Below are 15,337 nucleotides of genomic sequence, written 5' to 3'. Positions count from 1 at the left end.
AAATGCTCTCAATGTGCAGTGACTTCCGGGTGAGTGTGCTGCGAAGTGCGTTGAAAGTGCTCCGAAATGATTTGAAATGTTACGAGACAGAGGGAACCGGTGATGATTATTCCGGTGAAAAACTGGAAAAATCGACGGCGATTCAGGTGCATCTGCGTCAGTTGTGAGACAGGTTCCGGTGCACACATCGTCCGCCTCGCGCGCGAAGCACAATTGCACAACTTTATGATTCGGGAAGTGCAGATCAAGGGGAGTCTGTTCAGTTTTGGAGACAGAAGTGCGCTGGAAATCGGGAGGTGTTTTTGTTCGAAGTTGGGACCGGGTTATATCACATCGGGGCGATCCGCCTGGAGCCCACATCGGTTGTTAAGACGACATGGCTGTTAAAGCTCGCTAATATTAACTCATGTTTGACAGCCTGATGTGCCGGGTCGTCCCAGAGGTTGTTGTGTTCCCAGGGGTCGGTTTGTAAATCGTAAAGCTCGCCCAGATTCTTGTCGTGATACAGAGATAATTTATAGCGATCGTCGCGATACATGGTCGCAAAACTGCCCTCCCCGCCCGTGAAAAACGGATCGAGTGCATCAAAATATTCACAGCGAACACTCTCACGAATGTGTGCGCCCGTCTGTTCGCCCGTGAGTACAGGGAGCAGGCTCTGCCCCTGATGATAGTCAGGGATGGGAACACCCGTTAAATCGAGTAATGTGGCAGAAAGATCGAGTAATTCCACAAGCCCGGTGGCCCGCTGGTTGGCCACAAAGTGTCCCGGCCAGGAGAAAATCAATGGGACCCGGATCAAGCCTTCATAAAAACGACATCCCTTTTGTACCAGCCCATGATCTCCCAACGTCTCCCCATGGTCTGAAGTGAAAATGATGACCGTATTGTCTCGCTGTCCTGTTGATTCCAATACGCTCAGGATCCGCGCAAACTGATCGTCGATTTGAGCAATCATGGCGTAATAAAGTGCCTGAACTTTTTTCAGCTCACTGATTTCCGTAGACATCGTGACTGGCTGAAAATCAACGCGGGAAAGGAGTTCCTGGGTCGCCTTGTCAGACTGCTCAAAATGGGGGCCGGGCATCGCGGTCGGGTCGAACAGCTGCGCATATTTTTCAGGAGGCGTAAACGGGGGGTGTGGGTCATAGACATTGATATTCAGCAACCAGGGTTGTTGATGATCCTGTTCGATAAATTCGATCGCCCGATCAGAGGCCCACTTTGTCTGATGGTATTCGGGGTCCACATTCTCTTTGCTGTTCCGCATGTCATCCAGGCTTTTGCCTTGAGCACGCACCCAGTCGGCATAATCGTGTGTGCCTGCAGGCCAGTCATCACGCGGAGCATGGCTGTGCTGCCAGAGTGTGAACCCATCATCCAGGCGAGGCTCGGCGCGATGGCCGGCGCTCACTAAATGAAATTTTCCAATCAACCCGCACAGGTAACCACTCTCGGCGATTAACTTGCTGATCAGGGGTGGCCAGTCAGGAAAGGTATCGTTGCCATTTCTGGTATTATGTAAGCGCGAGGGATACAAGCCGCTCATAAAACTTGCCCTGCTGGGCGTACAGATGGGGCTTTGGCAATACGTGTGTGTAAAGGCCACCCCCTCTGCCACGAGTGAATCAACCACGGGTGTTTTCACATACGCGTTCCCCAGTGCACCAATCGTGTCAAACCGTTGCTGGTCGGTGCAATACCATAAAATATTAGGGCGAGTCATGAAACAGCCTTTGAGTTTTGAGACTTCGTGATTGAAAAAACTATGGAACCTCTGCGTGAGGTCTGTTTTGCTTTGCTGGGATGATCCAGTTACGGTAGTACAACAGAAAACACTGATGTGAACACAATTTCTGTCCCCAGACCAGTCAACAAAGCAAGTTCGATAAGAACTGGCAAATAGCTCGGTTTCCATTTTGCCATAGTTCCTCCCGTGACTGCAATCATCAATGCCGTCGCCAACCAGTAATTGAGCCAGCCCTGTTCTAACACCAGTACATAACAGCAAAGCAGTGCAAAACAACAAACGGCCAGCCAGATGCGCGGCTTGCTGCTTGAGTGACTAATCGATGACGGTGATTGGCGGAGAAAGATTCCCTGTACAACGATGATGCTCATCAAAAACAGCGTCGCCAGAATAATATAGAAAGGAAAATCAGGCAGTCGAACTGTTGAGCCGGAAACCAGTTCGCTGAATTTCTTCTCACTCTGGCTGATGTTCTCATCTAGTTTCTCGCCGCGATAAAACACTGGCTCAATCGACAACGACTGCAAACTGTTCTGCACCGAATCAGATTGCATCGTCTGTTCCAGTACATCTGCCAGCAGATCAATTCGCTCCTGTGGAGTTCCTTCAGGTGCCCACCAGTAAAACGAGTTACCCACCACGGCATCGATCTGTTGTTCGCTCGCCGTTGCAACGTCCGGCAGGACGGATTGCCTTTTGTCAGACAAGACTGCCAAAGCGCGAATCTGCCCGTCTCCCTGATAGGACAGAAATTCTGCCAGCGAAAATATGGTGGCATCGATATGGCCACCAATCAGCATGGTGTATCGCTTCTGGCCATCTCCCGATTGCACGTAATTAAAATATTCGCCACCCGATGCCTGTTCTATTTTTTTGGCAGCGAAATGGGCGAGGGCCCCGAAATTGGTACCAAATTGAACTTCACCCGGATGCTTCTCAGCATCATGCAACAGCTCAGCCAGATTTTTGTACGGGGCATTTTTCTGCACGGCAACCACCAGATTGATCTCTCCCGTCTGGGCAATCGGCTCGAAAGCCTCCGGCCCAAAGTTCACTTTTCCGGAGTATTTCGAGGTAATAATCCCTTCATGATTACAGAGTATTTTGTACCCATCAGCCCGCGCCTGTTTGACATAGCGGCTCCCAATCGTTCCACTGCCCCCCGGCTGATTGATGATGACGAATGGTTGTTCCAGCAGCTGGTCCTCGGTGATTGACTTTTGAATGATTCTGGCAAACAGGTCCGTGCCACCTCCTGCAGAAAACGGCACGACAGCCTGAATGGGGCGTTGTGGAAATTGTGTCAGCCCCTGTTGATTCGTAAAGAAGCCGGAATACAGAAAGACGAGCATGCCGATAATCGCCAGTACCGCAGTCATATGCCAGACTGGTATACCAAATCGACTCCAGACTGCGTGAGAAGCATGCTCCCCATTCTCATTCCCTGTTTCTGACGAAAGGATGCTACTCGCCTCTTCAGCAGTATTCTCTTCTAAGGTCTCGTTTTTGCTGACCCGTTTTTTGCGGAACTGACGCACGAGCGGCACAAACAGCAATAAGGCAGAGATGACGACAAAGAGTAAAGAAATGGGCCGGGTGACGATCGGTAACCAGTTCCCCTGCGATGACATTAACCCGGCGGACAGATTTTCTTCCGCAATCGGACCTAAGACAAAACCAATGACAAAGGGGGCCAATGGGATGCGGTTTCGCTCTAATACCAGTCCCAACAGCCCGAAACCAAGCATCACCCAGACATCAAACATGCGGTTCGACAGTGCAAATGCTCCGGCAATGCAAAAGGTGAGAATAATGGGCAACAAATAAGGGCGTGGGAACCGCACCAGTTTTGCCAGGAAACCGACGGATGCAATCATCACCGCAAACATGACCAGGTTTGCCAGAAAATAGGTTCCCATAATCGTATGCACGAGTTCGGGATGGTCGCTGAATAATCGCGGCCCCGGTTGCAATCCATGTAGAACTAATGCGCCGAGCAAAATAGCATCGATTACACTGCCGGGGATGCCCATCGCCACGAGTGGAATCAAGGCTCCGCCGACAGTTGCATTATTGGCTGCTTCGGAAGCAATAATTCCCTCAGCAGAACCGGAACCGAATTGTTCCGGAGTCTTAGAACTGTTTCTGGCGGCGGAATAAGCGGCGATCGAGCCGATGTTGGCACCAATGCCGGGAAGAATGCCAATAAAGGTCCCAATCAGAGAAGACCTCATCATATTCAACCATTGATTTTTCCAATCTGCGAATGTCAGCCACAGCCCCCTGTGTGTTACTGAGACGCGCGGAACCTTTTGATCAATATTCGCAATATCGCGCAGCACCTGATTGATCGCAAACAATCCTATTAAAACGGGCAACAACTTGAAACCAGCATTGAGAGGAGTGAACCCGAATGTGAGTCGTACCTCACCAGTGGCTGCAGAAATCCCCGGCATGGCAGCCAATATTCCCAATGTTCCCGACAAGAGTGATCGCGTCAGCGATGCGCCATCAATGGTCGCGATCAACACCAGAGCCATCAATACCAGAGAGAAATACTCGAAAGGCCCCAGTTGTGTTGACCAGCGGGCAATCGGTGCAGACAAGGAGACCAAAAACGCACAGGAAATTACCCCCCCCACCAGGGAAGCATAAATTCCCAACCCCAGCGCACGGCCGGGCTGTCCCTGTTGCGACATGGGGTAACCATCCAGGGTGGTCATCACAGAAGCGGGTGTGCCGGGCATGCGCAAGAGTGTACCGGTTATCAAGCCACCACTGATTGATCCCACATACATACTCACTAACAATGTCATCGCCAGTTGAGGATCAAGCGTGAACGTCAACGGCAACGTGAGAGCGATCAACATGGCTCCGGTTAACCCGGGAATCGCCCCTACGAAAATACCAAGCGATGTTCCCACTACAATCAACGTCAGGCTGAGAGGTGAAGATAATTGAACAATTGTGTTTTGAATCGCATCCATATTTTATACTGGTGCAGATGACTGCTTAACCCCTTACTCAACAGAGATCATCGATAATTCGGTAACAGAGGATTCCCTCACCCCGGTTATGATTATGATTTTTTCACACTACCAGTTCCAATTCTCCCGGGTAATTTCCCACTGTCTTCGATGATGAGAAAAGTATGGCCCAGGTTTAAGATATGAATCATGAAAAGCTTCTGCCGAGAATGATTCAAAACGGCATCGAAAATTGTTCATAACAGGATATTAGATAGTACCGCCTTTTTAAAAGTGACCGCTGCATGCTGGCCTGACATCGCAGAGGGCGATAATACTGTCTCATTTTAGAATATTACGGCATACACCGATCAATCAACTGGTTGACGGGGGCATTGTCATCTAATAGGCGATCGCACTGAGTGCGGGAAAGCACGGGTAACGCTTCGTCCAGAAGTCCCAGTTGCATCAGCACCGTGGCCTGGTCCCAGTAAATGTGCTCAGAGCTGATTTTTCCATCCTCAAAGGCAACGATGCCGACATGAGGCACAGCCAGCTGACGACCGGTCGGCTCAATTCCGGGAGCAAACCAGTCCATACGCAGGGTGTGTGTGAAACGCAGAATGAACTCATCTATGATACGGTTTTGTCCTACGCTGCGGGTGAGCAACTGCAGGCTGATGTCAGGTGGGGCCTGAGGAATAAAGATCTCAGCGTAAAATTTTCGCAAAGCCTCTTTCCCGGTTGCACCTGTATTCACAGGAACATGAATCAAGATAGGGTGATCCGTCATGGTCGCGATGGCCGCATCGGCGTCTTTGTGTTCAAACTCTGCCGCCGTATGAGCATCCCAGACATCGATCAGTTGTTTCTCTGCGTCAGTATATTGAGTCATTAGTCGAATCACTTTCAGTAAGATCGCAGGTTTGCCGTGATGATTTCAAGTTATAAGTTTAACTTCCAGATCTGCCATCTTCCAAAATTATCCCAGAATATTCGCGCGATTAATTGCCGCCCCCTATTGAACGGCACCAGTCACAAGGCTTGGTGATCTATTTATTTCCTGGCCGTCATGCTCGTCAGAGGAAGCGGAGCATAAGCAGGCGAGTAGAAGGGCTTCGCATCCGGTACCGGGGCTCTCTGGCCCGGTGAACTATGTTCCCTGATCGAGTTAAAAACTCTTCTCCAGCGTTCGATCAGTACCTTGGCTTTTCATCAGGGATCTACTCACTCCCGTTGAGCCATTTCTCTGTGAGCTTTCCGTTGAAGGATTCAATGAACCGTTTTCTCAGTGGCCTCCTGGTTCAAGTAACGCGAGCTTCACTTAGCCCCTCTGAAGCGAGTTCTTCTACCGATTAGAGGCGAATCCGGGACCATTTTGAATAAGAGCATGACCCAGGATTCCCCGTAAGACAGACAGCTCACTCAGCCGGTCCGAAACACTTTCGCTATTCAATCTTCTTTCCAGATCAATGCATAGGCACTCTATGATCAACGATATCCTTGTATAAAAACCCTGATAGCTAAATGAGATCTTCCCTTCGCATGTACACCAGATTTACTGACGAAGTACGCAGTTGCTTCACCTGCTGAATACCCAGTTTACCTACAGAACTGAGATTTAGCAGTTTTTGTTATCGTTTTTCACTTTTGAGTTGATAGTCTAACAAATCACTTCTTCAATTCGTCAGCTGATCATTTATGTGGAGGTTGATAAAAGATGTGGTTCAACGGGCCCTTGTTTGAACGATTTCGATGTAAATTTAAAATCTTCGTGAGCAACCATAAGTTCTGGACTCATCGTCGATCCTTTCCGTCTGTACAACAACAATCACGTCCATCAATATGCCAGATCGAGCTTCTGGAAGATCGTACGGTCCTCTCTGCGGCGTTTCCGGAGTTTGTCGATCCGAATCCAAGTGCTGATAATGGATTCGGTAATTCGATCGTTGCATTAAATAATGGCAATGTCGTGATCACGGCGCCTTTCGACGATGCAGGGGGAACAGACGCCGGTGCTGTCTATCTGTTCGACGGAACGACGGGCTCCCTCATTTCCACGCTTACTGGATCATCTAACTATGACCTTGTGGGAAATGCCGGGGTCACTGCGCTTACAAATGGTAATTTTGTTGTGAGTAGTTCCCAATGGAATAACGGATCCGCATCTTACGCCGGGGCGGTCACCTTCGGGATGGACTGACCGGGGTCAGCGGCGTTGTTTCTGCAACGAACAGCCTGGTGGGGGCATCCAGTTCAGATCAGCTGGGCTTCAATTCCAATGGAAATTATCCTTCCAGCGTGACTCCGCTTGCCAATGGAAATTATGTTGTGACCAGCCCCCAGTGGGACAACGGCTCGATAGCAGATGCTGGTGCTGTTACTTTCGGAAACGGAAATACAGGTGTGGTCGGAGAAATTTCTTCAACCAACAGTCTGGTGGGATCCCACAGCTTCGATCAGGTGGGATCCCCGGTTTATGATGATAATCTAAGTGAGTATATCTCTGCAGTAACGGAACTCTCGAATGGTAATTATGTCGTCACCAGTACCTACTGGAGCGACGGAGTGGAATATGGTCTAGGAGCAGTGACCTTTGGTAACGGAACCACTGGCATATCAGGAATTGTCTCTTCGAGTAACAGTCTGGTCGGAACATCCAGTTCCGATCAGTTGGGATCCGCTGGTGTGACCGCACTATCAAACGGTAATTATGTGGTGAGTAGTCCAAATTGGACAAACGGCTCGCTCTACGGTGCTGGAGCTGTCACCTTTGGAAACGGAACATCAGGTGTCAGTGGGAATATATCTGCGAGCAACAGCCTGATTGGGAGTTCGGATTACGATCAGGTGGGGAATGCTGGGGTCATTGCTCTTCCAAATGGGAATTACGTCGTCTGCAGCAGTTACTGGAACAACGGCTCTGTAAATTATGCCGGAGCAGTCACCTTCGGTAATGGACTGACCGGGATCAGTGGAGTGATTTCATCTAGCAACAGTCTGGTTGGCAGTTCAGATTCTGACGAGGTGGGGGCACAGCACTACAGTGATTATGACGAAGGATACGTTTCCAGTGTGACGGTTCTATCCAATGGAAATTACGTGATTAGTAATCCCAACTGGGACAATGGGTCTGTGTATGATGCTGGTGCGGTGACATTTGGGAACGCGTCTACAGGTGTAACAGGGACAATCTCTTCGGCAAACAGCCTCGTCGGCTCCTCGGATGGTGATAAGGTAGGGACCTTTGGAGTAGTCCCTTTGACAAACGGTAATTACGTGATTAGCAGTCCCTATTGGACTAACGGTTCAATCTACGGTGCTGGTGCTGTCACCTTTGGGAATGGAACCACAGGTATCATGGGAACAATCTCATCATCCAACAGTCTTGTCGGTTCCTCAAACAGTGATTATGTGGGACTTAATTCCTACGATGAACGGCCTCAGGTAACAGCACTTACGAATGGCAATTATGTCGTCAGTAGTCCGGAATGGAATAACGGGATAGACGAGGATGCCGGAGCCGTTACTTTTGGGGACGGAAACAGCGGTGTGACCGGGGCAATTTCTTCTGCAAACAGTCTGGTAGGGTCAAATGATTATGATCGAGTCGGGAACGGAGGGATCACAGCCCTCAAAAATGGTAATTATGTTGTCAGCAGTTATGAGTGGTCCAACGGGATAAAATCATCAGCGGGTGCTGTGACCTTTGGAGACGGTACCTCAGGCATCAATGGAGTCGTTTCCGCAGCGAACAGCCTCGTTGGTACAACTGATTATGATAATGTCGGGAGGCCACTCTATAATGGTGATCAGTATGTATCCAGCATAACAGCACTTGCCAATGGTAACTATGTTGTCAGCAGCCCCGAATGGAACAACGGATTTGATGTTGATGCCGGTGCAGTAACCTTTGGAAACGGGGCAACCGGTATCAGTGGCACAATTTCTTCAACCAACAGTCTCGTCGGCACTACCGATTATGACCAGGTGGGAATAGCAGGCGTCTCAGCGCTTCTGAATGGGAACTACGTGGTCAGCAGTCCCTACTGGAATAATGGAACCATAGTTAATGCGGGGGCTGTGACCTTTGGGAGTGGAACGACCGGGATAAACGGGATGGTATCAGAGACAAACAGCCTGGCAGGTTCGACGTATAACGACGCCGTCGGTAGGGTGATCTATGATGAAATTATAGATCAATATGTCTCCAGTGTGACCACGCTCTATAATGGAAACTACGTGGTTCGCAGTCCAACCTGGGATGATGGCACCACTGCTAACGCAGGGGCCGTAACTTATGGAAACGGAACGACTGGAGTGAGTGGAGAAATCACCTCCAGCAACAGCAGAACGGGATTGGCGTGGAATATTATTTCTCCTTACATCGTCACCCATGACCTGAACAATACCTTTTACAGCGTTTTTCTGAGTGACGGCAAAGTCTGGGTTGATTCACAGGGGGACGGGTATCCAGACCTGACCTTTGATCCGCTCAGTGATATGACGGTCTTTGAGAATGCCTCAGAGCAGACAGTCAACCTGACAGGCATCGCTGCGGGAGGTTTCGGAGGGAATCCAGTCAGTATCACTGCCACCAGTAATAATCAGAGCCTGATCCCCGATCCAATCATTTCATATGCATCTCCAAACTCCACAGGAAGTCTGCAGTTTACTCCCCTCCCGGATCAGACCGGTCTGGCTACAATTACGGTAACTGTGGAGGATGGCGGCCTTGATAAAAATCTGGCAACTACTTTTGACAACAATATTCTGGAACGAACCTTTGATATTACTGTCAGCAACCTCCTGGAAATCGAACTGAGGGTTGTCGAGACCCCCACCAGCCTGGATTCGGACGGGGCAGCCGCCATCCTGCCTGATCACCAGAGTGTTGTCGAGGAATGGTCCTCGTTCCTGCTCGAAATCTGGGTTACAACCGAAAGCACCTCGAGCCAGGGAATCTTCACGACAGGTCTGGATCTCCAGTACGAGACAGAAATTATCTCAGCCACAATGATTGAATATGGCCCGGGCTTTGCTCTCAATCAGTCGGGTAGCATCAATGACACACTTGGTGCTGTAGAAAACCTTTACGCTGAAACAACCGGGGAAGGACTGGGAATTGGCGACTATCTCTTATTTGCCCGGATTCAGTTTGATTCTCTGACAGATGATGGAGTCGATTTAGATCTCGATGGTCAGTCTATTGGACCCTATGACCTGGGATTTTCCGTTGAATCACCCGAGGTCACTGTTGTCGGGGATAACCTGACAACAACGCAGGTCAATACAGCAACATCAACGAACATCTATGCCAATCCTTATGATCTAAATGATGACGATGCCATCAATTTTAGAGATCTGATCCTCTTTGCCAGTACGTACGGTGAAATTACCAGTGAGTCGTCATCAGTTTATGCCTGGTTTTCAGACTTGAATCAGAGTAACAAAGTCGAATTTAAAGATCTGCTCTACTTTGCATCTAATTATAACAAATCCAAAGCAGAGCAGCATGAGATAGTCTATCCGAACAATTTCCCGACTGCCTGGAATCCTCCACTCCAGGTCTCAACTCTATCTCAGATCGAAAATACAACTCCCTCTCTGAAGCAGATCCAGACAGATGTGAAGCTGCTGTCGGCAGCTCAGGATGTGAGCTCTGATATTGCGAGAATAGAGCAGCAACAGCTGGAGGATATCAAGATTGTGGGAGGGGGGCCTGGGGAAACTACTCTGGGACGAGTGACTGCAAATACGATTTACATCGATGTCAATGGAGCTGGCTCTGGCTGGTCTGTTGATGCAACGCCTCTGGATTATAGTGAGGATCAATACGAGAGCCAATTGTCATTAATTGCGATCTCCAGCGGTGAAGCAGAGGACCTGATCGATCTCCGGACTGTGAATCGCCTTCAATTAGATCACCTGCAAGGAAATGATCAGGCAGCCAGCGGAGTGATTGAAGACACTCTGGCCCTCGGGATACCAAGACTGTCAGAGTGGGATGAGGCAACCGATGACTTTTTGTTTCCTTTGAGGAAGCAAGTGAACTGCTTTCTTTCTGACATGATCGTCTGACAGTAGTTAATTACTCAAGCATACTTCACTTCTCAAAATCACTCGGCTTGATTGGTAATCAAAGATCAAGCCACCTGCATAGCTAGCTAAAGTTGACATGGTATTGGATTCCGTCCGAGTGATCTCTTCTGATGCTGAATTGGTTGTCAAAGCGACAGTAAGATCAATCCGATCATCTCATGACAATGAGTTGAGACCTGCCGCATGGAAAATAACCTTTACCGAGATGGTCAAATTCTATATCCTGCAGCACTCTCCTCTCCTTCTCTAATAACCATCTCTCTGTCTTCTTTAAATCTAACCCCACTATCCGTTTTCGCTCAATCCAGCCAAACATTGTGGTGGAAGATCTATACATCGAACTTCATATCTCGACCGCCTCAAGCTCCATTTCCAGGGCGGTCAAATGGTCTAATTCAACAGGTTTACTAATGAGACAACTTAGTCTTGTATTGCTGACTGCTGTGTTCTTTTGTCTTAGCAACAAATCACATGCTCAAACATGGGAGCCGCTGACTCGGCAAACGAAGGGGAATGCTCAGCATTCATCCGGTACGGCACAGCAGGCCAGGAAAGAAAAACCTCTGGTTGAGGTTGATGATATTTTTCGCAGTCCTCGGACCAATCAAGGTATCGCATCACCGATCAGGGACAAGTGGGACAATCAAATCAAACCCGCGCGTTCAAGTGCAAAAACACAAGATCCATTCGGAGGCACGCCCACTCTGAAGAGTGATGTTCCCCAGGCTCATTTTAAAACAACAGATCATGCTCACAGATCAATCCTGCTAATGAGTCACACCCAGGCAGCCAAAGACAACAAGGCTGATGGATCCCAGCAGGGCGAGAAAGGGATAGAAGATGCTCCGGCACAACAGAATTCCATCCTGCAGGATGAGTTGTCTGTAAACAAGATCAACGAGATCATCAAAAATCTTGAAAGTTCGGAATCTGTAGACGGCCAGAAAAAGACTGAATATCTCGCCTACTTAAACCAGGCAATCAAATGGCTTGAAAATGCCAAAGAGTATCAAGCTAAGACAGTTCAGTTTGAAGCCGAGATCAAGCAGGCTCCGGAATTACTCAAGCAATTAAAAGAAAAGCTCGAAACAGAGGTTGAAGTCACCAAAATTGAGCAGAAAGCAGATGCCACACTCGCTCAGCTTGAACAGCAATTAGGGCAAGCTAAAGACACTTTAAAAGCGGCTCAGGCCAAACTGGTTCAGGCAGAAAAAGATTTGAACTCGAAGGACCGAACGAATCGCAAAACAGAACTGGCTAAATTAAAAGAAGGCACTAAAAGTCAGTTGGAGAAAATAACAACCGAGTTAACTCCTGCCAGCAGTGAGTCTTCTTCTGAACAACAAGCGTATGTAATCGGCATTGAGAATAAGGCCCGCCAGGCGGCGTTAAAGCAACAGCTTTTGATGATTGATGCCGAGATCAATCGATCTGATGCCTTAGTCGAATTGTTCCCTGTTAAACGTGATCTCGCTAAACGCGAGGTTTCGCAAGCAGAAAAACTGGTTGAGAAGCACCAGGTGATTGTGAACGATTTCCGTTCTTCTGAATCAAAGAGACATGCAGCAGAAGCGAGAACAGCAGCCAGCAATGCCCATCCGGCAGTTCGGGAATATGCAGAGAAAAATGTTCTGCTGGCTGAAAGCCGAACGAAACTGACTAAGAGTATTGAGATCGTCTCGGGTCCTGCAGGCTATCTTTTGAGCGTTCAGGAAAAGTTGACGAAATTAAAAGAGGACTTCGAGTCAGTCAAACAGAAGATCGAAGTGTATGGGATGACACCAACCATTGGTTTGCTGCTCAGGAACCGTCGAGACCATTTACCCGCCATTGAAATTCATAAACAAAGAATTGTTTTCAGTGAACAGGAAATGCAAGCTGCACAAGTAGCACTTCTTGAATTAGAAAATGATCGATCACAGTTAGGGGATTATGAAAAGACCATTGAGCAGACGCTGGTTGACCTCGATGTTGACTCAGACCAGGTACATCCTCAACAACTGGAAAAAATTGTCCGGGAACTGATTAAAGATCGCCGTCAATATCTGGACAGCCTGATTCTGGACTATCATACCTACCATGACAATCTCAGTAATCTCGAATTAGTGTCGCGCGAGTTGATTGAGGAAACAACATCGTATCGAAGTTATATTGACGAACAGATCTTATGGATTCCCAGTGCAAATCAACTTGGAAAAGCAGAGTTTACCAAGAGCTATGATGCATTAGCATCTTTCTTAAAGCCTCAAAGCTGGTACGACGTCTATAAAAGCACGACTCGTAATGCGCAAGATTATCCTGTTGCCAGTTTATTTCTGATACTGACCTGCATCCTGTTGATTGTAAGTCGGAAACGCCTGCTAGGATGGCTGGAACAGTCAGGGCAGCGCGTTCAGGATGAAAATCATCTCTCTTTTATCCCCACGTTCAGGGCATTTATCATTACGGTATTCCTGGCCGCCGTGGGACCTTTGATGTTCTGGTGCGTAGGCTGGTGGATGTCACTCAATCAAAATGCAACAGACCTGGTTCTTGGTCTGGCAGATGCATTCACTTCGGTTGCCATATTTTATTTTGTGATCGAATTATTTCGAATGATTTGTCGCGAAGGTGGTCTGGCAGACAAACATTTTGGCTGGCCTCAAGCCAGCCTGGCTCCATTATCCCGAAATTTAAATCGATTCAGCTTCTTAGCACTCCCGACATTGTTCATCGTCAGTATGCTGACCCGTCATCATAGTGGAGAGTGGCAAAATTCATTGGGGCGTCTTTCCTTTTTAGCCGGCCTGGGAATTCTTGGGTTTTACCTCCACATTTCGTTGAGACCAGGCAAGGGAGCTATTCCTCAAGCATTTGCAAGCTCAGGGAATTTATGGGGACATCGCTTCCGGTTTGTAACCTATCTATTTGGGGTTGGCTTCACCATCACATTAGCTTCGCTGCTTTATATGGGATACGTTTATACCGCAAACCAGCTCTTGCAGCGAATGTGGCTGGTTGTCTGTTTCCTGCTGGCACTGTTGTTGATTCAGGAACTCTTGACGAGACTCTTGCTGGTTGTCTGGAATCGAATGCGACAGCAGAAACTTCTCAGACTCAGAATAAAAAAGTCAAAATTAAAATCAGATATGACTGATAATGTAGCCGTCGATGATTCAGCACTTGAACTGGAAAATGTTGGCAAACAATTAAGTCAACTGGTGAGAGGTGCAGCGTTTCTGACGTTTCTTTGTTGTAACTGGTTTGTCTGGTCTGATGTCTTACCCGCATTACAGATATTCGATCGCGTTGAGCTCTGGAATATTACTGAAATGTCAAATCAGCAGATGCAGACTGCGGATGGCAAAACCATTACTGAGCAAGTCCCGCAGATTGTCCCCATTACTTTGGCCGATTTATTTTTAAGCATCATTGCCATTCTCGGCACTTATGTTGCGACAAAAACACTCCCGGGCTTATTGGAAATATCTATCCTGGGGCGATTGCCTATCGATACTGCGATGCGGCATGTCATCATCATGGTAAGTCGCTACATCGTAAGTTTGGCAGGGTTTATTCTGGCCTGTCATTTAGTAGGGATCAAATGGTCCAGTGTGCAATGGCTGGCTGCTGCGATGACGGTAGGACTTGGCTTTGGTTTACAGGAAATCTTCGCGAACTTGGTTTCAGGTTTAATCATTCTCTTTGAGCAACCGATTCGGATTGGAGATACAGTGACCGTTAACGGAGTCACCGGCACAGTGACGCGAATGCAAATCCGGGCCACAACCGTTACCGATTATGATCGTAAAGAATCAATTATCCCCAATAAACGATTCATTACCGAAGACGTAGTCAACTGGACTCTATCTGATCCGATTACGCGTTTTGTGATTCCTGTTGGCATCTCATACGACTGTGACCCATCGACTGCGAGGGAACTGTTGTTGAAAGTCGCGAGAAACCATCCACTCGTTTTGAATGAACCTCACACGTCTGCACTTTTCAAGGGATTCGGTGACAGCACACTTGATCTGGAATTGCGTGTTTTCATCGGAAAGAGAGACGACTATTCAATCGTATTGCACGATTTGAATGTTGCTATCAAACAGGTATTTCAGGAGGCTGGTATTGAAATTGCATTTCCGCAACAGGATTTGCACATTCGCACATTTACAGATTCCGTTTCTTTTGAATCAGCCGAACAAAGTTCGCAGAATAAGAAAAATGCTGCACCGGACATGACGGCGCATAGAGAAGACGGCCTGGCAGATGCGGCTTAATGTTGTCCTTCCACCGCGAATGTCGACAGCCTCATGACTTAATGATTATGCGGTTCATGATCGAAAGCAGATTCCACTATTCCTGCAATCATCTGTAACAGTCAATGACCAAGCCGGGGCTTACCCGCAAATTGGTACTTGAATGTCGGATGGTCACGGCCACAAATCCATCTTGTCGTTAATGGCCCTGGAACCTGTTTCCAGACGGGAGTCCGCGACTGTGAAACGAACTCGACTTGTCACTCTATAAAACAAAA

At 48.1% G+C, this 15,337-nt stretch carries 6 protein-coding genes and 1 pseudogene; 4 read left to right on the top strand and 3 right to left on the bottom strand.

All coding sequences use genetic code 11. The features are described from left to right. Positions 1-2: 2 nt before the first annotated feature. The gene (locus F1728_RS19920; protein WP_155365537.1) at positions 3-167 is read left to right on the top strand and encodes a hypothetical protein; all 165 of its coding nucleotides are present in this window, start codon (positions 3-5) and stop codon (positions 165-167) included. 161 nt (positions 168-328) lie between these two features. Here the strand turns inward: F1728_RS19920 and F1728_RS19915 are convergent, their stop codons facing one another. The 3 genes from F1728_RS19915 to F1728_RS19905 all read right to left on the bottom strand — a co-directional run bounded on the left by F1728_RS19915 (position 329) and on the right by F1728_RS19905 (position 5,611). Next, on the bottom strand, positions 329-1,726 hold the full coding sequence (locus F1728_RS19915) for a sulfatase family protein (RefSeq protein ID WP_155365536.1): 1,398 nt from the start codon (positions 1,724-1,726) through the stop codon (positions 329-331). A gap of 89 nt (positions 1,727-1,815) precedes the next feature. Then, positions 1,816-4,737 (bottom strand): tripartite tricarboxylate transporter substrate-binding protein, encoded by a 2,922-nt coding sequence (locus F1728_RS19910; protein ID WP_155365535.1) that lies wholly within the window; start codon positions 4,735-4,737, stop codon positions 1,816-1,818. A gap of 334 nt (positions 4,738-5,071) precedes the next feature. Beyond that, a complete protein-coding gene (locus F1728_RS19905) occupies positions 5,072-5,611 on the bottom strand; it encodes an ester cyclase (RefSeq protein WP_155365534.1) in 540 nt (179 codons plus the stop codon). An 825-nt stretch (positions 5,612-6,436) separates the two neighbouring features. On the opposite strand from F1728_RS19905, the pseudogene F1728_RS19900 reads away from it, so the two are divergent. From F1728_RS19900 to F1728_RS19890, 3 genes and pseudogenes are all read left to right on the top strand, one after another. After that, positions 6,437-6,927 (top strand): annotated as a pseudogene (locus F1728_RS19900) (hypothetical protein); the annotation flags it as partial. Between the two features lie 30 nt (positions 6,928-6,957). Beyond that, positions 6,958-10,797 carry a hypothetical protein gene (locus F1728_RS19895; protein WP_155365532.1) on the top strand — a complete coding sequence of 1,280 codons (3,840 nt, stop codon included), beginning with the start codon at positions 6,958-6,960 and terminating at the stop codon, positions 10,795-10,797. A 431-nt stretch (positions 10,798-11,228) separates the two neighbouring features. Beyond that, a complete protein-coding gene (locus F1728_RS19890) occupies positions 11,229-15,080 on the top strand; it encodes a mechanosensitive ion channel domain-containing protein (protein WP_155365531.1) in 3,852 nt (1,283 codons plus the stop codon). Positions 15,081-15,337 lie beyond the last annotated feature (257 nt).

The organism is Gimesia benthica (assembly GCF_009720525.1).
Taxonomy (GTDB): domain Bacteria; phylum Planctomycetota; class Planctomycetia; order Planctomycetales; family Planctomycetaceae; genus Gimesia; species Gimesia benthica.
Note: the sequence above shows the minus strand (reverse complement) of the source record. Positions and strands in the feature narration are given on the sequence as shown.